Source organism: Phenylobacterium sp. (genome assembly GCF_041919955.1).
GTDB lineage: Bacteria > Pseudomonadota > Alphaproteobacteria > Caulobacterales > Caulobacteraceae > Phenylobacterium.
Genome location: NZ_JAYRSU010000017.1, coordinates 1 through 18,181, shown reverse-complemented (window position 1 = coordinate 18,181; position 18,181 = coordinate 1). Strand labels below are relative to the sequence as shown.

The 18,181-nt window shown below is 69.9% G+C and carries 17 protein-coding genes and 2 tRNA genes; 17 read left to right on the top strand and 2 right to left on the bottom strand.

The genetic code is table 11. From position 1 onward, the window contains the following. Window positions 1-184 precede the first annotated feature (184 nt). The 3 genes from ACE3T2_RS14520 to nagE are packed head-to-tail and all read left to right on the top strand — an operon-like array spanning window position 185 to window position 6,643. Complete coding sequence (locus ACE3T2_RS14520) at window positions 185-2,473, top strand: family 20 glycosylhydrolase (RefSeq protein ID WP_374658570.1); 2,289 nt, start codon at window positions 185-187, stop codon at window positions 2,471-2,473. Next, entirely contained in the window at window positions 2,463-4,970 is a 2,508-nt protein-coding gene (gene ptsP, locus ACE3T2_RS14515; protein WP_374658568.1) for a phosphoenolpyruvate--protein phosphotransferase, read from the top strand. Before ACE3T2_RS14520 ends, ptsP begins: the two co-directional genes overlap by 11 nt. Further along, window positions 4,970-6,643, top strand: coding sequence for an N-acetylglucosamine-specific PTS transporter subunit IIBC (nagE, locus tag ACE3T2_RS14510; RefSeq protein WP_374658566.1), 1,674 nt, complete (start codon window positions 4,970-4,972; stop codon window positions 6,641-6,643). Before ptsP ends, nagE begins: the two co-directional genes overlap by 1 nt. Window positions 6,644-6,905: 262 nt before the next feature. Here nagE and ACE3T2_RS14505 read toward each other — a convergent pair. Then, window positions 6,906-6,980, bottom strand: a tRNA-Thr gene (locus ACE3T2_RS14505). 345 nt (window positions 6,981-7,325) lie between these two features. Here ACE3T2_RS14505 and murA point away from each other — a divergent pair. The 11 genes from murA (at window position 7,326) to ACE3T2_RS14450 (ending at window position 14,552) form a co-directional block, all read left to right on the top strand. Next, window positions 7,326-8,615, top strand: coding sequence for a UDP-N-acetylglucosamine 1-carboxyvinyltransferase (murA, locus tag ACE3T2_RS14500; RefSeq protein WP_374658564.1), 1,290 nt, complete (start codon window positions 7,326-7,328; stop codon window positions 8,613-8,615). A gap of 1 nt (window position 8,616) precedes the next feature. Continuing rightward, window positions 8,617-9,042, top strand: coding sequence for a DUF2948 family protein (locus ACE3T2_RS14495; protein WP_374658562.1), 426 nt, complete (start codon window positions 8,617-8,619; stop codon window positions 9,040-9,042). A gap of 44 nt (window positions 9,043-9,086) precedes the next feature. After that, window positions 9,087-10,373 carry a histidinol dehydrogenase gene (gene hisD / locus ACE3T2_RS14490; RefSeq protein ID WP_374658560.1) on the top strand — a complete coding sequence of 429 codons (1,287 nt, stop codon included), beginning with the start codon at window positions 9,087-9,089 and terminating at the stop codon, window positions 10,371-10,373. Between the two features lie 109 nt (window positions 10,374-10,482). Next, the gene (locus ACE3T2_RS14485; protein ID WP_374658558.1) at window positions 10,483-11,127 is read left to right on the top strand and encodes an SH3 domain-containing protein; all 645 of its coding nucleotides are present in this window, start codon (window positions 10,483-10,485) and stop codon (window positions 11,125-11,127) included. Between the two features lie 186 nt (window positions 11,128-11,313). Then, window positions 11,314-11,793 carry a UPF0262 family protein gene (locus ACE3T2_RS14480; protein WP_374658556.1) on the top strand — a complete coding sequence of 160 codons (480 nt, stop codon included), beginning with the start codon at window positions 11,314-11,316 and terminating at the stop codon, window positions 11,791-11,793. 2 nt (window positions 11,794-11,795) lie between these two features. Next, window positions 11,796-12,254 (top strand): low molecular weight phosphatase family protein, encoded by a 459-nt coding sequence (locus ACE3T2_RS14475; RefSeq protein WP_374658554.1) that lies wholly within the window; start codon window positions 11,796-11,798, stop codon window positions 12,252-12,254. Between the two features lie 112 nt (window positions 12,255-12,366). Continuing rightward, entirely contained in the window at window positions 12,367-12,585 is a 219-nt protein-coding gene (infA, locus tag ACE3T2_RS14470) for a translation initiation factor IF-1 (protein WP_111458197.1), read from the top strand. Window positions 12,586-12,590: 5 nt separating this feature from the next. Beyond that, the gene (locus ACE3T2_RS14465; RefSeq protein WP_374658552.1) at window positions 12,591-13,181 is read left to right on the top strand and encodes a nucleoside triphosphate pyrophosphatase; all 591 of its coding nucleotides are present in this window, start codon (window positions 12,591-12,593) and stop codon (window positions 13,179-13,181) included. Beyond that, window positions 13,178-14,215 carry a ribonuclease E/G gene (locus ACE3T2_RS14460; RefSeq protein ID WP_374658550.1) on the top strand — a complete coding sequence of 346 codons (1,038 nt, stop codon included), beginning with the start codon at window positions 13,178-13,180 and terminating at the stop codon, window positions 14,213-14,215. Before ACE3T2_RS14465 ends, ACE3T2_RS14460 begins: the two co-directional genes overlap by 4 nt. Further along, a complete protein-coding gene (gene yacG, locus ACE3T2_RS14455) occupies window positions 14,212-14,376 on the top strand; it encodes a DNA gyrase inhibitor YacG (RefSeq protein WP_374658548.1) in 165 nt (54 codons plus the stop codon). Before ACE3T2_RS14460 ends, yacG begins: the two co-directional genes overlap by 4 nt. Window positions 14,377-14,476: 100 nt before the next feature. Further along, window positions 14,477-14,552, top strand: a tRNA-Phe gene (locus ACE3T2_RS14450). A 9-nt stretch (window positions 14,553-14,561) separates the two neighbouring features. On the opposite strand, the gene ACE3T2_RS14445 is transcribed toward ACE3T2_RS14450, so the two are convergent. Beyond that, a complete protein-coding gene (locus ACE3T2_RS14445) occupies window positions 14,562-15,068 on the bottom strand; it encodes a DNA-deoxyinosine glycosylase (protein WP_374658546.1) in 507 nt (168 codons plus the stop codon). 109 nt (window positions 15,069-15,177) lie between these two features. On the opposite strand from ACE3T2_RS14445, the gene ACE3T2_RS14440 reads away from it, so the two are divergent. The 3 genes from ACE3T2_RS14440 to ACE3T2_RS14430 form a co-directional block, all read left to right on the top strand. Beyond that, window positions 15,178-16,419 carry an amidohydrolase family protein gene (locus ACE3T2_RS14440; protein WP_374658544.1) on the top strand — a complete coding sequence of 414 codons (1,242 nt, stop codon included), beginning with the start codon at window positions 15,178-15,180 and terminating at the stop codon, window positions 16,417-16,419. Further along, window positions 16,416-16,730 (top strand): antibiotic biosynthesis monooxygenase, encoded by a 315-nt coding sequence (locus ACE3T2_RS14435; protein ID WP_374658542.1) that lies wholly within the window; start codon window positions 16,416-16,418, stop codon window positions 16,728-16,730. Before ACE3T2_RS14440 ends, ACE3T2_RS14435 begins: the two co-directional genes overlap by 4 nt. A gap of 615 nt (window positions 16,731-17,345) precedes the next feature. After that, window positions 17,346-18,181 (top strand): MotA/TolQ/ExbB proton channel family protein (locus tag ACE3T2_RS14430; RefSeq protein WP_374658540.1); only part of this gene is annotated, 836 nt, incomplete at its 3' end.

Genomic DNA, 18,181 nt, shown 5'->3' with positions numbered 1-18,181 from the left:
GCCTTCTGCGGCGGGTGAGGGGTTCATGCCCGAACGCCTCACCCGCGCCCTCTCCGCGCCCAGCGGCCTGGACGCGTGCGGCCGCGGACCAAGACCAGTTCCCTCCACCCCCGCCTCGTCTGATCGAGAGGCGCCTGAGCGGGGCGGCTTGCCGCTCCGCTCTTTTTTTGCGCGAGTCCGGTGCATGATCCGTTCTCTTCTCCTGGCCACGGCGGCCCTGGCGATCGCTTCCCCCTCGCTTGCGAGTTCCCGCGCCGCGATCGTCCCGGCGCCGGCCAGCGACACGCCGCGCGAGGGCGCGTTCTCCCTCGATGCTCGTACCGTGATCAGCGCCCCGGCCAACGACGCCCAGGCCCAGGCGAGCGCCCGCTACCTCGCCGATCTGCTGGCCCGCAGCCGTGGCCTGAAGCTGGCGGTGCGCGCGCCTAAGGCCGGCGAGCGGGCGATCGTGCTGGAGCGCGGGGGCCCGGCCGGCGAGGCCTATGGCCTGACGGTGGCTCCGCAGGCGCTTACCATCCGCTCAAGCGGCGACGCCGGCCTGTTCTACGGCGCGGTCACCGCCTGGCAGCTGGCGACGGCGACGCCGGGCAAGGGGGCGGTCGTGCTGCCGGCCCGCGTGATCGAAGACGCGCCACGGTTCGGCTGGCGAGGTCTGATGCTGGACAGCGCCCGGCATTTCCAGGATGTCGCGTTCGTGAAGGGCCTGATCGACCGCATGGCGCTGTCGAAGTTCAACACGCTTCACTGGCATCTGGTCGACGACCAGGGCTGGCGGCTGGAGATCAAGAAGTATCCGAAGCTGACGGAGGTCGGGGCCTGGCGCGTGCCGGCCGGCACGGCGGCCGCCGCCGACATCGACCCCAAGACCGGCAAGCCGCGGGTGATCGGCGGCTACTACACCCAGGACCAGGTGCGCGAGATCGTCGCCTACGCCGCGGCCCGCCACATCACCATCGTGCCGGAGATCGAGACGCCCGGCCACGCCCACGCGCCGATCGTCGCCTATCCGCAGCTTGGTTCCGCCGCCAGCCCGCCGACCGCGACCTCCGGCGACTGGGGCGTCTTCCCCTATCTCTACAATGTCGACGAGACGACCTTCGCGTTCCTGGACGACGTGCTGACCGAGGTCGTCGCGCTGTTCCCCAGCCGCTACATCCATGTCGGCGGCGACGAGGCGGTGAAGGACCAGTGGAAGTCCAACCCCGCCGTTCAGGCGCGGATGAAGGAGCTGCACATCGGCAGCGAGGCTCAGCTGCAGGGCTGGTTCATCTCGCGAATCGAGCAGATGCTGAAGGCCAAGGGCCGCAAGCTGGTCGGTTGGGACGAGATCCTCGAGGGCGGGGTCGCGCCCGACGCCACTGTGATGTCGTGGCGCGGGATCGACGGGGCGATCATCGCCGCCAAGCTGGGACACGACACGATCCTAAGCCCCGCGCCGACGCTCTATCTCAATCACCGCCAGACCAATTCGCCCGAGGAGATGCCGGGCCGCGGTCAAGTCGTTGGGCTGAAGGAGGTCTACGACTACGAGCCGATGCCCGCGGCGCTGAACGCCGACGAGCAGCACCACGTGCTGGGCGTGCAGGCCAATCTGTGGACCGAGCACGTGCGCACTCAGGACCGCGCCCCGCTGATGTACTACCCGCGCGCCACGGCCCTGGCCGAGACCGCGTGGTCGCCGGCCGCGCGTAAGGATTGGGGCGATTTCGCTGACCGCCTCCCGGTCGAGCTGGACCGCTATCGCAGCCTCTCCTTGCCGTTCGGCGAGGCGGCGCTGAAGGCCCGCGCCCTGGCTGCGCCGAGCGGGGCCGGCGCTCAGGTCACGCTGCTCGGCGCCGAGGACGTGGGGCAGATCCGCTACACGATCGACGGCTCGGCGCCGAGCCCGGCCGCCCGCGCCTACAAAGCGCCGTTCGACGTGCCCCTGGGGACGACGGTCAGGGCGCAGGCCTTCCGCGGACAGGCGGCGTTGGCGCCCGCTTCGGCCACCGTGATCGACGCGCGCGCGGCTCGCACGCGAGTCAGTCAAGACCTGAAATCCTGCACACAAGGCATTGTTTTAAATCTGGAAGACGACGGTCCGGTACGCGGCGAGCGAGCCCGTTTCCTGGTCGATGTCATGAACCCGTGCTGGATCTATGAGCGCGCGGACCTGTCCGGCGTGGCGGAGATCGAGGCTGCGGTCGGCCAGATCCCGTTCAACTTCCAGATCGGCGCGGACGTCGAGAAGATCAAGTTCCGGCCGCCGGCCACCCCGGCCGGCGAACTGGAGGTGCGGCAAGGCTCCTGCGAGGGTGCGGTGGTCGCGACCCTGCCGCTGGCGCCCGCGGCTAAGTCCGACGGCGTCACCGTGCTGAAAGCGCCGCTGAAGGGCGCGGGCCGCGCCGATCTCTGTTTCTCGTTCACCCAGAAGGCGCTCGAGCCGCTGTGGGTGCTCGACCGTGTGACCCTGGTGACCGGCCATGACCGCTGATCTCATCCTGCTTTCGCCGCTCGACGGCTGGGCCGCGCCGCTGGCCGAGGTGCCCGATCCAGTGTTCGCCGAGGCGATGCTGGGCGAGGGGGTGGCGGTCGATCCGACCAGCTCGGTGCTATGCGCCCCTTGCGACGGGGTGATCACCTCGGTGCACGCCAGCCGTCACGCCGTCAGCCTGCGCGCCGCGGGCGGGGCCGAGATCCTGATGCATGTCGGACTGGAGACCGTGATGCTGAAGGGCGCGGGCTTCACGGCCCACGTCGCCGAGGACCAGAGCGTGAAGGCCGGCGAGCGGCTGATCAGTTTCGACCTGGCGGTCCTGGCGGCCGGCGCGCGCAGCCTGGTGACGCCGATCGTAGTGACCGACGCGGCGGGCCGTGCGATCGCAACGCGGGTGACCGGGCGGCTGGTGAAGACCGGCGAGCCGCTGATGACGCTGTCGGCTGCGGCGGGCGGCCAGCAAGCCACGGCGACGGGCGGGCCGGAGTTGACCCGCCAGATCCTGATCCCGCTGATCCATGGCCTGCACGCGCGGCCAGCGGCTCGGGTCGCCGATGCGGCCAAGCGCTTTTCCTCCGACATAGCGGTGCTGGCGGTGAACCGCCGCGCGAACGCCAAGAGCCCGGTCGGGCTGATGTCGCTGGGCCTGCGCCACGGCGACACCGCCACGCTGGCGGCGGCCGGGGAGGATGCGGCCGCGGCGCTGGAAGCCTTGGCGGACCTGATCGAGGGCGGCATGGGCGAGGGCGCGCCGGTGCGCGCCGCCCCGACGGTGGACCTCCGCTCGGCCGCGCCAAAGCGCCCGGGGCTGGCTGTGCTGCGCGGGGTCGCCGCCTCGCCGGGCCTGGCGGTCGGCAAGGCGGTGCGTCTGTTCATCGACGAGATCGAGGTGGCCGAGACCGGCGAGGGCGTCGGGGCCGAGCGCGCCAGGCTCGATGCGGCTCTGGCCATGCTTTCGGGGCGGATCGCCGCCGAGGCGGAGCTGGGGGAGAGCGGCCACGCGCGCCAGGCGATCCTGGTGGCCCACGCCGCCTTCCTGAAGGACCCGGAATTGCTGGCCCACGCCCGGCGGCTGATCGGCGAGGGGCGTAGCGCCGCCTTCGCCTGGCGCGCGGCGATCGGAGCCTATGTCGAGGCTCTGCGGGGCCTGGGCGATCGGCGCATCGCAGAGCGGGTCGACGACCTGCTCGACCTGGAGCGTCGCGTGCTGCTGGCGTTGGATGGGCGCGAGGACCGCGGGCCGGACCTGCCGCCTGGCTCGATCCTGCTGGCCGACGAGTTGCTGCCCTCGCAGCTGATGGGACTGGACGCGACCAGGCTGGCGGGAATCTGCACGGCCAAGGGCGGCCCGACCTCGCATGTTGCGATCCTGGCCGCTTCGATGGGAGTGCCGGCGGTGGTCGCGGCGGGCGAGGGCGTGGCGGCGATCAAGGACGGGGCGAGTCTGATCCTCGACGCCGACGCCGGCCTGCTGCACGTGGCGCCCGACGCCAAGGCGCTCGAGGCTGCCCAGACCACGCTGGCCCAGGGGGCGGAGCGGAGGGCCGCCGCCCGCGCCGCTGCGCGCGAGGACTGCCGGATGGCCGACGGCACGCGCATCCAGGTCTACGCCAATCTCGGCTCGCTGACCGACGCCGAGGGCGCCGCCGCCGTCGGCGCGGAGGGCTGCGGCCTGCTGCGCACCGAGTTCCTGTTCCTGGAGCGCGACACCGCCCCCGACGAGGACGAGCAGGCCGCGCGCTACGAGGCCATCGCGCGGGCGATGGGCGGGCGGCCGCTGATCATCCGCCTGCTCGACGTCGGCGGCGACAAGACCGCCACCTATCTGCCGATCGGGCCCGAGGAGAACCCCGCCCTGGGGGTGCGCGGGGTGCGGGTGCTGATGCGCCGGCCCCAGGTGCTGAAGACTCAGCTGCGCGCCATTCTGCGCGGCGCGCCCCACGCCAAGATCATGGCGCCGATGGTGGCCAGCCTGTCGGAGCTGCGGGCCGTGCGCGCGGCGCTCGACGAGGTGCGGCGCGAGATGGGCCGGGTCGGGCGCACCGACCTGGGCGTGATGATCGAAACGCCGGCCGCGGCGGCGACGGCCGACCTGCTGGCGGCCGAGGCCGACTTCCTGTCGGTCGGCACCAACGACTTGACCCAGTACACCCTGGCCATGGATCGCGGAAACCCGGACCTGGCCGGTGAGATCGACGCCCTGCATCCCGCCGTGCTGCGGCTGATCGCAAAGACGGCCGAGGGGGGGCGCAAGCACGCCCTGTGGACCGGGGTCTGCGGGGGCCTGGCCGGCGACCTAGCCGGGGCCCCGATCTTGATCGGATTGGGCGTCACCGAGCTCTCCATGCCGGCCTCGGCGATCCCTGAGGCCAAGGCGCTGATCCGCAACCTCTCGCCGCAGGCCTGCGTGCGTTTGGCGCGCGAGGCGCTGGATCAGCCGAGCGCCGAAGCGGTGCGCGCGCTCGCCAACACCTTCCTGACCGGAGAAGCCTGATGGCCTCGCCCCTCGAAGCGCTCCAATCGCTCGGCCGCGCGCTGATGCTGCCGATCGCCGTGCTGCCGGCCGCGGGCCTGCTGCTGCGGCTGGGCCAGCCCGACCTGCTGGACGTCGCCTTCATGGCCGCGGCGGGGGAGGCGATCTTCGCCAATCTCGGCCTGCTGTTCGCCGCCGGCGTGGCGGTGGGGCTGGCGCGGGACAACAACGGCGCGGCGGCCCTGGCGGGCGTGGTCTGCTTCCTGATCGCCGGCAAGGCCGCCGAAACCCTGCTGCACGTGCCGCCCGAGGCGCTGAAGGGCATGGTCGGCGACGCCGTCGGCCTGGCCACGGCGGCCTTCAAACAGAAGGCCGTCGCCAAGGTCTCGGTGCCGATCGGGATCATATCGGGCCTGGTCGGCGGGCAGTTCTACAACCGCTTTTCGAACATCAAGCTGCCTGAATACCTGGCCTTCTTCGGCGGGCGGCGGTTCGTGCCGATCGTGGCGGGCCTGGCCGGCCTCGTGCTGGGCGCCCTGGTCGGCTTCACCTACGAGGGCATCGACCATGCCATGGACGGCGCCAGCCGCGCGGTGGTCGGATCGGGCGAGGTCGGCCTCTTTATCTACGGGGCGGCCAACCGGGCGCTGATCGTCACCGGCCTGCATCACATCCTCAACAACATCGCCTGGTTCATCGTCGGCGACTTCAACGGCGCGACGGGCGACCTCAACCGCTTCTTCGCAGGCGATCCCAGCGCCGGGGCGTTCATGGCCGGCTTCTTCCCGGTGATGATGTTCGGCCTGCCGGCGGCGTGCCTGGCCATGTATCACGCGGCCCCTGCGCACCGGCGCAAGGCGGTGGGCGGGATGCTGGCCTCCATGGCCCTGACGACCTTCCTGACCGGGGTGACCGAGCCGATCGAGTTCAGCTTCATGTTCCTGGCGCCGGCGCTCTACGCGATCCACGCGGCGCTGACCGGCCTGTCGTTCATCGTCATGAGCTTGCTGGACGTGAAGCTGGGCTTCGGGTTTTCGGCCGGGGCCATCGACTACGTGCTGAACTTCGGCAAGGCGACGCATCCGCTGCTGCTGGTTCCGGTGGGCCTCGCCTACGGGGCCCTCTATTACGGCGTCTTCCGCTGGGCGATCGCGCGCTTCGATCTGAAGACGCCGGGGCGCGAGGACGAGGCGCTGGCTGGGCCCAGCGAGGTGGCGGTCACCGGCCGGCGCGGCGAGGACTTCGTCGCCGCCCTGGGCGGGGCGGCGAATCTGGTCAGCGTCGATGCCTGCACCACGCGCCTGCGGCTGATCCTGGCCGATCCTGCGGCCGTGGACGAAGCGGCGCTGAAGGCGCTCGGCTCGCGCGGCATGGTGCGGCCGTCGGAGAAGGCGCTGCAGGTGGTGCTGGGGCCCGTCGCCGACCACGTGGCCGGCGAGATCCGCGCCGCGGCGGCCACGCCAACAGCGCCCAGCGTGACGCCGCCGCAGGGCGCGCCCGGCTTCGATGTCACGCCCTGGCTGCCGGGGCTCGGCGGCCGCGCCAACGTCGCCGAAGCCCAGCTGCGCGCGGGCCGGCTCTGCGCGCGGTTGATCGACCCCTCGGCGCTTGACGAAGTCGCCCTGGCTGCGATGGGGGCTCGGGGCGTCGCGCGACTGCCGGATGGAACTGTCCAGGTGTTGCTGGCCCACTGACGCCGCGCGTCGGTGGCCGGGGCAGGCCGCGGCATTAGGCTCGGGCTGCAGGTCAACGTGTGTCTGCGCGGCCGCTGACGCGTCCGACCCGCCTGGCGCCGCCGTGCGCGGACGAATTCCGTTGAATCGCAACGATTGGCGCTGGATGGCGAGTTCCGAGCGCGGAATGACGCACGCTGACACCCCGGTGATGAACCGGCCCGCAGTTTGATTTCGGGAGAGCCTGGTGGTCCTCTAAGTGCTTGAAACACTTAGAGGACCATGGTGCCGCCGGGCAGGATTGAACTGCCGACCTCAGCCTTACCAAGGATGCGCTCTACCACTGAGCTACGGCGGCGAAAGGCGAGGCGGGGGCTATAGCCAAACCCGTCGCCGGTGGAAAGCCCCAATATGCAGAAACTGCGCTTGACCTGTGGGCCGTCTGGCCGCACCCCCGCCAAACCATGGGAAAACACGATAAAACCCCGGCTGACGAACGCGAGGCGAAACTGGCGGCGGCGCTGCGCGCCAACCTTAGGCGCCGCAAGGCCGCGCCTAAGCCGGCGCCCGAGCCTGCTTCGAAGGCGGACGATTCGGACAAGCGCTCGTGAAGGCAGGCGGCTTCCGCAGCGTTCGGCCGCAGGCTAGATAGCGGCAAAGGGCTGGATGCGCGCGCCCGCGCGTCGCCCGTCGAGGGACGAGATTGGATCGCATCGCCATCACCGGCGGCGCGCGGCTGCACGGCGAGATCGCCATCAGCGGCGCCAAGAATTCCGCCATCAAGCTGATGGCGGCCAGCCTTCTCACCGACGAACCGCTGCGGCTCACCAACATGCCGCGCCTGGCCGATACCCGCTTCCTGGCGCGGCTGCTGCAGCGGCTGGGGACCGAGGTGATCGAGCAGGACGGGCCGGACGGCGCCGAAACCGTGTTGCATACCCGCGAGATCGTCAGCGCCTTCGCGTCCTACGATTTGGTCCGCCAGATGCGGGCCTCGTTCAATGTGCTGGGGCCGCTGATCGCGCGCACCGGTCACGCCAAGGTCTCACTGCCAGGGGGCTGCACCATCGGGGCGCGGCCGGTGGACCTGCACCTGGAGGCGCTGCGGATGCTGGGCGCCTCGATCGACCTGCACGAGGGATATGTCTACGCCCAGGCCCCGCGCGGCCTGACCGGCGCGCAGATCGACTTCCCGTTCGTCTCGGTCGGGGCGACCGAGCACGCCATGCTGGCCGCCGTGCTGGCCAAGGGCCAGACGGTGCTGAACAACGCCGCCTGCGAGCCGGAACTGGTCGATCTTGCCGACTGTCTGAACGCCATGGGCGCGAAAGTCTATGGCGCCGGCGCCTCGCGCGTGACGATCGAGGGCGTCGAGCGCCTGCACGGCGCAACTCACTCCGTGATTCCCGACCGCATCGAAACCGGCACCTACGCCCTGGCCGCGGCCATGGCCGGAGGAGAGGTGCGGCTTCGCAAGACCCGCAGCGACTTCATCGACTCGCTGCTGGACAAGATGGTCGAGGCGGGCGTGGAGGTGACGCGTCACAACGACGGCATGACCATCCGGCGCAACGGGGCGCGGCTGAAGGCGGTGGAGATCGAGACCGATCCGTATCCGGGCTTCGCGACCGACCTGCAGGCTCAGTTCATGGCGCTGATGACGCTTGCCGACGGCGAGAGCGTGATCAAGGAGACCATCTTCGAGAACCGCTTCATGCACGCTCCGGAACTGGCGCGGCTGGGCGCCGACATCGCCGTGTCCGGCGGCGAGGCGCGGGTGCGCGGGGTCGAGACCCTGGAGGGCGCGCCGGTGATGGCCACGGATCTGCGCGCCTCGGTCAGCCTGGTGATCGCGGCCCTGGCGGCGCGCGGCGAGACCATGGTCGGCCGCGTCTATCATCTGGACAGGGGCTTCGAGCGCCTGGAAGAAAAGCTCAGCGCGTGCGGCGCGAACGTGCGCCGCATCAAGGGTGACGGCGAGGCCGAGGACTAGCATGACGCAAGCGACCGCCCTGAAGCTGCTGGCCCAGGACGCCGAGGACCTGAAGGTCGTGGCCGCGGCCCTGCAGGACGCCGTGGGCAAGATCGGCGACATATCTTACGAGCCGGCGGCTCGGCGCCTGACCCTGGCGTTCAACCGCTACCGCTGGGAGGCCAAGGGCGGCGAGCGAGTGCGCGCGGCGCTGCAGGTCGGCTCGGTGCTGAAGGTGCAGGCCCGCAAGCTGCGCCGCAACGCAAAGGATGCGGTCGTCGAACTGCTGAATGTCGAGTTCGAACCGGGCGAGGCGCCCGGCGGGGCGGTGACCTTCACCTTCGCCGGCGGCGGCGACCTGCGCGCGCAGGTCGAATGCCTGGACGTGATCCTGGCCGACGTCAGCGCGCCTTGGCCGACCCCCCGCACGCCGCGCCACGAGACATAGCGCAGGCCTAGCCCTGCAAGGCCTTGGCGTTTAAAGAGCGCGCCATGCGCCGCTTTTCCTTCTCCGATCCCGGCTTTTCGGCCGCCTTCGCCGCCTTTGTCGATGAGCGTCGCGAGACGCCGGAAGAGGTCGACGCGGCCGTCCGCGACGTGGTGGCCGCCGTCCGGGCGGAGGGCATGGCGGCGCTGCTGCGCTTCGCGCGCCAATTCGACAAGGTCGAGATCGACGAAAGCAACATCCGCGTCTCGACCGAGGAGATCGAGGCCGGCGCAGCCGAGTGCCCGGTCCAGGTACGCGAAGCTATCGCCTTCGCCGCCCATCGGATCGCCGCCTATCACGCCCGCCAGCGCCCCGCCGACATGGCCTTCAAGGACGAGGCTGGGGTCGAGCTGGGCTGGCGCTGGACCGCGCTTGAGGCGGTCGGGATCTATGTGCCGGGTGGCCGCGCCGCCTATCCGTCCACCGTGCTGATGAACGCCTTGCCGGCCAAGGTGGCGGGCGTGGAGCGCATCGCCATGGTCACGCCGCCGGGCCGCCTGCAGCCGGCGGTGCTGGCCGCCGCGAAGGAGGCCGGCGTGACTGAGATCTGGCGGGTCGGCGGCGCCCAGGCCGTGGCGGCCCTCGCCTATGGCGCGGGGCCGATCAAGCCGGTCGACAAGATCGTCGGACCCGGCAACGCCTACGTCACCGCAGCCAAGCGCCGGGTCTACGGCACGGTCGGCATCGACGCCCTGGCCGGGCCGTCCGAGATCGTGGTGGTGGCCGACAGCGCCAATCGGCCCGACTGGATCGCCGCCGACCTGCTGAGCCAGGCCGAGCACGATCCGGCGGCCCAGTCGATCCTGATCACTGACGACGAGGCCTTCGCGTCCGCTGTCGAAGCGGCGGTGCAGGAGCAACTCGCCACCCTGACGACAGGGGCGGACGCCGCTGCGTCTTGGCGCGACCACGGTGCGGTGGTGATCGCCCCCTTGGACCAAGCCCCGGCTCTGGTCGACCTGATCGCGCCCGAGCACGTCGAGTTCGCCATGGAAAGCCCGGAACGGCTGTCCGATCAGGTTCGCCACGCCGGCGCGATCTTCCTGGGGCGCGTGACGCCGGAGGCGATTGGCGACTACGTGGCCGGTTCCAACCACGTGCTGCCGACCAGCCGGGCGGCGCGATTCTCGTCTGGCCTGTCGCTGTACGACTTCATCAAGCGCACCTCGATCGTGAAGTGCGACGCCGCCTCGTTCGCGGTGCTGGGCCCTCATACCGTGGCCTTGGCCGACGCCGAGGGCTTGCCCGCCCACGCCCGCTCGGCGGCGATCCGACTTGGCCAGTCAAGCTGAACGGTTTCTGACAATCGCGTTCCGGAGGCCGTTCAGCTAGGCCTCGCTAGGGTGTCCGTCATCGGGGCCGCACCGGCCTCGCAAGAGATTGCAAAGACGGAGACCAGCAATGCGCACTCTGAAGACTTCCAAGCTGATGCGCGGCGCGACCGTGGCGGCCCTGGGCGGCATGATCGCGGCGGGCGCCGCCGGCGCGGCCAGCGCCCAACAGTATCGCACCCCGACCGGCGGCGGCCCCGGGTCGATCGTCAGCTGCGACGCCCCCGGCGGCAAGCAGGCCGGCGGCGCGCTGATCGGCGCCCTACTGGGCGCGGCGGCCGGCTCGAACCTGGCCAAGAACGACCGCGGCACGGGCACCGCCATCGGCGCCGTGGCCGGCGCGGCCACCGGTTCGTGGGTGGGCTGCAAGATGCAGCGCGACGCGGCCGCCCGCGGCGACTACGCCTATCAGGGCGGCGGTTCCTATCGCCCGGCCACCTACACCCAGGGCGGTTACCGCCTGAGCGGCGACATCGCCCCGGCCCGCTACGTCCGTGACGGCGGCGCTTTCGTCGCCAACTCCACCGTGAACCTGCGCGCCGCGCCGACCACCGGTTCGGCCCGTGTGGGGTCGCTGCGGGCCGGCCAGCAGTTCCAGGCCATGGCCCGGGTGGCCAACAGCGACTGGATCCTGGTGGGGCAGGGCGGCGTCGGCGTTGGCTATGTCCACGGCGCCTATGTCCAACCCGCGGGCTACCAGTACGCTCGCTACTAAGCCGAAGGCCTAGCCTTCCTGCCGGCCCCGGACGTCACCGTCCGGGGCCGCCTTGCGGCCGTCGAACGGCGCACGGCGAACACGCCGGCGATCTTTTCTGGCGGGAAGCGCGCAAGAGCGCGACCGGGGGGATGACGTTGGGGGGCGGTTTGCAATAAAGCTCGGTCAAGCCTTCTCCCAAGCGCCATGGCCGACGACGACCGAACCAAGCATCGCCTGCAGTCCGTTGAGATCGACGAGCAATCGCTCGCCGCGGTGTCGCGCGACCAGGAGCAGGAACGGCAGATCGCGATCTTCGACCTGCTGGAAGAGAACTACTTCGCGCCCGAGGGCGCCGAGCAGGGCCCCTACGACCTTCACATGGGACTCATGGAGAATCGCCTGGTCCTCGACGTGCGCGGGCCCGAGTACGAGAAGCGCCACATCCTGTCGCTGTCGCCGTTCCGCAGCCTGATCAAAGACTATTTCATGATCTGCGAGAGCTACTATCAGGCGATCCGCAATTCCTCGCCCCAGCAGATCGAGGCCTTGGACATGGGTCGGCGCGGTCTGCACAACGAGGCGTCCGAGCTGCTGCGCGTGCGGCTGCAGGGCAAGATCGAGACCGACCTCGACACTGCGCGCCGGCTCTTCACCCTGATCTGTGCGCTGCACTGGCGGGGCTAGGCATGTCCGCTGACGCATCCCGTCCGCGCCTGCCAGGCGCGGTGCTGTTCGCCTGCAACTTCAACCGCGTGCGTTCGCCCATGGCCGAGGCGCTGTTGAAACGGGCGATGGGCGACCGCATCTATGTCGACAGCTGCGGCTTGCGGCGCGAGCGGGTCGACGGCGAGGGCGCCGACCCCTTCGTGCAGTCGGTGATGGCCGAGATTTCGGTCGACCTGGCGGCGCACCAGCCCAAGACCTTCGACGACCTGGAGGACGCCTCCTTCGATCTCGTCATCTCGCTGACGCCAGAGGCTCAGCACCGGGCGGTTGAGATGACGCGCGGCCGCGCCGCGGAGATCGAGTACTGGCCGACCTTCGATCCGACCCAGGCCGACGGATCGCGCGAGGCGCGGCTGGCGGCCTATCGCGAGGTGCGCGACAGCCTGGCGCGGAAGATCGCAGAGCGTTTCCCGCGCTAGCCTTTGGCGCGCTGAGCGCGTAAAGCGCTCTGCGCTATAATTCGTACGTCAGGTCCGCATCGCGATTCCGTGGGCGGGCCTGTCGTGATTCAAACACCACTTGGGAGCCTGCATGGCGAAAGAAGAGCTTTTGGAGTTTCCGGGCACGGTCAGCGAAGTCCTGCCCAACGCGACCTTCCGCGTGAAGCTCGAGAACGACCACGAGATCATCGCTCACACGGCCGGCAAGATGCGCAAGAACCGCATCCGCGTCTCGGCCGGCGACAAGGTGCTGGTCGAGATGACGCCCTACGACCTGACCAAGGGCCGCATCACCTTCCGCGTGCGCTAGGCCGCTTGGCCACGCCGCAGCCGCAGCGCCTGGTGCTCGCGTCCGCAAGCCCCAGGCGGCTGGATCTCCTGCGCCAGATCGGTCTCGTTCCCGACGAGGTCGCCGCCGCCGAGATCGACGAGACCCCTCTCAAAACCGAAACACCGCGCCAGACGGCGCTGCGCCTGGCGATCGCGAAGGCCGCCAAGGTCGCGGCCGCGCGGCCGGGCGATTATGTGCTGGCCGCCGACACGGTGGTCGCCGTCGGCCGTCGCATCCTGCCTAAGGTCGAGGACGAGGCCGATGGGCGTCGCTGCCTGGAACTGCTGTCGGGCCGCGCTCATCGCGTGCTCACCGGCGTTGCGGTCGCCGCGCCCGGCGGGCGCATGGCCAGCCGCCTGATCGAGAGCCGCCTGGTCTTCAAGCGGCTCTCGCACGACGAGATCGCAGGCTATCTCGCCGGCGGCGAGGGCCTGGGCAAGGCTGGCGGCTATGCGATCCAGGGCCATGCCGGCGCCTTCGTGATCTCGCTTCAGGGCTCCTATCCGGCGGTCGTCGGGCTGCCGCTCTACGAGACCGTGAACCTTCTCCGCGGTCAGGGCTTCGCCGTCGCATGAGCCAGCGTACGCTTTTCCTCGATCGCTCCATCGGCGAAAGCCGCGGCGTCGTCCTGCTGGATGGCGAACCCGAGCGGCTGTTGATCGAGCGCGACGGGGACGACCTGAGCACGCGCCTTGGCGCGCGGCACGTGGGGCGGGTGCGCAAGGTCGAGCCGGCCTTCGCCTCGGCCTTCGTCGATCTGGGCGGCGTCGAGGCGCTGCTCTCGTTCAAGCCCGACGCGCGGCCGGTGGAAGGCGCGGCGCTCGAGGTCGAGATCCGCACCGAACCGCGAGCCGGCAAGCTCGCCACCGTGCGCGCCATCGGCCCGGCCCAGGGCGCGCCGCGGCTGCTGGCCGTGGCGCCGAGCCTTTCCGAACAGCTCCAGGCCTTCGCGCGCGACACCGAGATCGTCGAGGGGCGCGAGGCGCGCCAGGTCGCCGACGAGGCCGAGGCCGAGGTGCTGGAGACGATCCATCGCCTGCCGGGCGGCGGCGACATCGCCATCGAGCAGACCCGGGCACTGGTGTCGGTCGACGTGGACATCGGCGAGCGCAAGGGCAATGACGTCAAGCGCGTCACTCGCCACGCCAACATGGCCGCGTTGTCGACCGCCGCGCGCCTGCTGCGGCTGAAGGGCATGGGCGGCATCGTGGTCTTCGATCTGGTCGGGCGCGGCCATGACGGCAATGCGCTGCTGACCGCCGCGCGCGCCGCCTTCGGGCCGGACAACCCAGGCGTCGCAATCGGGCCCGTGGGACGGTTCGGCACCATGGAGATGACGATCCCGCGCCGGACGACGCCGTTGCGAGACATTCTGTGCGACGCCAGCGGCGCGCTGTCGGATCGCACCCTGGCCCTGCGGCTGATCCGCGCCGTCGAGAACGAGGCGATGAGCCAGCCGGGCGCGCGCCTGGCTGCGACCTGTGCGGCCTCGGTTGCAGATGCGGCCAAGCCGCTGGCCGATCAGCTGGTCGGCAAGATCGGCGCGCGATTTTCGCTGCGGCCTGACCCAGGCCTGCGCCGTGAACGCTTCGACGTGAGACCGCTGTGAGCGCGCCGTGCCCGATCTGCGGAAAGCCGGCCCAGCCGGAGTACCGCCCGTTCTGCTCGAAGCGTTGCGCGGACGTCGACCTTCAGCGCTGGCTGACGGGGCGCTACGCCATTCCGACTACGGACGACGAAGCCGAGGGCGACGGAAACGAAGAAGACTGAAATCGCCCGCTGGACAGGCGCGAACGCCTCTTCTATAGACGCGGCTCCCGCGCAGGCGGGACTGCTTCGCCGCCCGTCGAGATGGGTGGAACGGCCCAGGGCCTGGGTAGCTCAGTTGGTAGAGCAGCGGATTGAAAATCCGCGTGTCGGTGGTTCGAATCCGCCCCCAGGCACCATCTTTCCCTTCAGTTCAGATACGCTCGCAGCTGAAGCCACTGCGCCAGCTTGCGCTCGTACGCCATCGTATGCGCCGGGCTGCTCGAGGGCAGGGTGATGAGGCAGGGGCCTTCGGTCAGCGCCTTGCGGCCTAGAGCCGAGGCCTTGCCGCCGTTGAAGGCGACGGCCCGCAGCTCGGGCAGGGCGGCGCAGAAATCAGGCAGTGCGTTGGGCTCGTGGTCGCGGATCGCCGTGTCGAGACTGCCCGTCCGCCGTGCCGAACGCACGACGTCCCATAGCCCGACGCCCGATTTCAGAAGAGCCCGCAGTCTCTCTTCATAGGAAAGGGCGACGAGGTCGCGTCCGACCACGGCGCCGATCAGACGCCAGAACTGGTTCTGCGGATGCGCGTAATACTGGCTTCGCGCCAGCGAGGCCTCGCCCGGCAGGCTGCCCAGCACCAGCAGGCGGGTCCGTTCGTCGACCACCGCGTCGAACGAGGACTTGCGGGCGTCGACAGGGTCGGGGCGGGACATGGGAGTCTTATGGCCCGGTCGCCGCCTGGGCGCCATGATGGCATGCAAGGGCGGTCGCCTTCCCTTTGGGAACTCTGTTAGTCGCGTCCGATCACCCTGGGAGCGAGCCATGACCGACTTCATCATCTGCAACGCCAAGCTGCTGGACGTCGCTGCGGGCGAGCTTCGCGGCGGGGCGTCCATTCGGGTCGAGGCGGGCAAGGTGATGGAGGTCGCCGAAGACGGCCGGGCGCTGAGCGCGGGCGAGGGCGTCACGGTCATCGACGCCGGAGGCCGTACCCTGATGCCGGGTCTGATCGACGCCCACGTGCACGCGGCGATCACCACCATGGACCTGGCCGCCATGGGCCGGCGCCAGACCTCCTGGATCGCCATCGAGACCAAGTTCGTCCTGGAAGGCATGCTGCGCCGAGGCTTCACCACGGTGCGCGACGCCGGGGGCATGGACCCGGGCATCACCAACGCCCTCGACCGTGGGCTGGTGAAGGGGCCGCGAGTGTTTCGCTCGGGCCGGGTCATCAGTCAGACCGGCGGCCACGGCGATTCCTCGGGCGTCAGCCAGCACCCGCAGCTCTGCGCCTGCGATATCAAGTCCTCGGCGTTCAGCCATGTCGCCGACGGGGTCGACGCGGTCCGCAAGGCGGTACGTGAGGAGCTGAAGGCCGGCGCGCACCAGATCAAGGTGATGGCCGGCGGCGGGGTGGCCACGCCCTCCGACCCGATCGACATGGTGCAGTACACCGAGGCCGAGATCCGCGCCGCGGTGGAGGAGGCGCAGGCGCGGCGCACCTACGCCTTCGCCCATGCCTACATCCCCGAGGCCATCGAGCGGGCGGTGAGGGCCGGCGTGCGCTCGATCGAGCACGGAAACCTCATTGACGAGGCCTCGGCGAAATTCATGGCGCAGCAGGGCTGCTACCTGGTCCCGACACTGGTCACCTACGACCAGATCGCCGAGTTCGGGAAGAAGCTGCGATTCCCCGAGGAGAGCCTTAAGAAGCTGGACGCCGTGTTCGGCGCCGGGCTCGGCGCGCTGGAGATCGCAAAGCGGGCAGGGGTGAAGATGGGCTTCGGCACCGACCTGCTGGGCGAGACCCATCCGGCCCAATCCAAGGAGTTCGTCCTGCGCGCCCAGGTCCTGCCGGCGGCGGAGATCATCGCCTCGGCGACCCTGGTCAACGCCGAGCTGCTCGGTCAGGCGGGCAAGCTGGGCGTGCTCGCCCCCGGCGCCCACGCCGACCTGCTGCTGGTCGATGGCGACCCGCTGGCGGATATCGGCGTCCTGAACGGCCAGGGCGAGCGGATAGACCTGATCGCCCGCGGCGGCGAGATCGTGGTCAATCGCCTGTGAGTCAGGTCCGCAGCGTCATCCGCTTCCAGGTCAAGCCGGGCAGGGAGGCCGATTTCGAGGCCGCCTTCGCCGAGACAGGGATGCTGAGCCGTCCGCGCCAGATTCAAGGCTTCCTGGGCGCTGAACTGGTTAAGGACCTCGCCGGCGACGGCGAGTATCTGGTCATAGGCCTCTGGTCGGATGCAGAGGCCTATCGCAGCTGGCAGGCCGTTTCGGCCGCCGGCGCGCCGCGCGAGGCGATGGGCCGGCTGCTGGACGCGCTCGTCGATCCGCGTCCCGGACGGCTTTATGGGCGCGTCGCGCAAGGCTGAGCCCCCGGCGCGGGGCCATGGCATGGCGCCCAGGACACGGTGGCCTCTCCGCGCGATCCGCATGGCCGAACGCCGGTTGACTCGGGGGGCTCGCGCTTCCATGTCCCCGGCGCGACGGATCGGTGACTTAAATTGATGCGGGGCTCGCCAAAACGTCAGGCGGGCTTGCCATATTTTAAGACCGGCGTTCGATCAGTTTCGCTGCAATGCAGCATAAAATTTGGCCGGGAACTGGATTTTTCCGGCCGATTACTTGGTCAGGTTGTTGTGCGCTGCAGCATAGGGCGCGCGGCCGAAGGTTTCTTGGGGCCGCACCCCCAAGTATGCCCTCTTGACGCTTGGAAAAGGGGTTGCCAAAGGACCCCTGCCGCACGTCTAACATAGCGGTAAGACTTTCAGCTCCCTCCCGGGAGCGAGAAGTCGCTCCCGTATCCGAACGCCCAGTTTCACGTACGTGGAAATAGGCGCCACGGGTCGGGCGCAGCGAAGCGGCTCTCGCGTCCTGGCCAGTGCAAACCGGTCTGGACGACGGGCTTATTTAGTTAGGGTAGGAGACGCTCTCGCGCGACGACCCTTCGGTCCAAACGTGCTAGACCAATCAGGAACTGGCGACAGATGCTCGACAATAAACGAAAGACCCCTTTCATCGCTCTCATCGGCGCGGTCGCGCTGATGGCGAGCGCGCCGGCGTTCGCGCAGGAAGCCGCCGCCCCGGCCGCTCCGGCCGCCGCCGACGCCGCGGCCGCCCCGGCTGCTCCCGCGGCTGACGCCGCCGCCGCTCCGGCCGCCGACGCCGCCGCTCCCGGCGCCGACGTCGAACCGGCCAAGATCGAACATGCCGGCAAGCTGACCGTCATGCAGATGTTCCTTGACGCCGAACCGGTCGTTAAGGTCGTCATGATCGGCCTAGTGCTGGCCTCGGTCCTGTCGTGGACCCTGCTGGTCACCAAGCTCCTCGAGTTCGGCTCGCTGAACCGCACCTCGGACCGCTTCGTCGAAGCCTTCCGTGGCGCCAAGTCGGTCAACGACATGGGCCGTATCGCCGCTTCGGAAGAGTTCGAAGGCAACCCGCTGGCCGACATGGCCGCCGCGGCGACCCAGGAAGTCGAACTGTCGCGTCAAGCCGGCCTGGCCGTGAACGGCGCTCACCGTGAAACCACCCTGCACCGTGCGGAAGCCGCGGTCGGCGCGGTTCAAGCCTCGCTCAGCAAGCGTCTGTCGAGCGGCATGCAGTTCCTGGCCTCGGTCGGTTCGTCGGGTCCGTTCATCGGTCTGTTCGGCACCGTGTACGGGATCATGAACTCCTTCATCGGCATCGCGAACACCAACACCACCAACCTGGCCGTCGTCGCCCCCGGTATCGCCGAAGCGCTGCTGGCCACCGGTATCGGTCTCTTCGCCGCTATCCCGTCCGTTATCTTCTACAACTACTTCCAGACCCGCATCTCCGC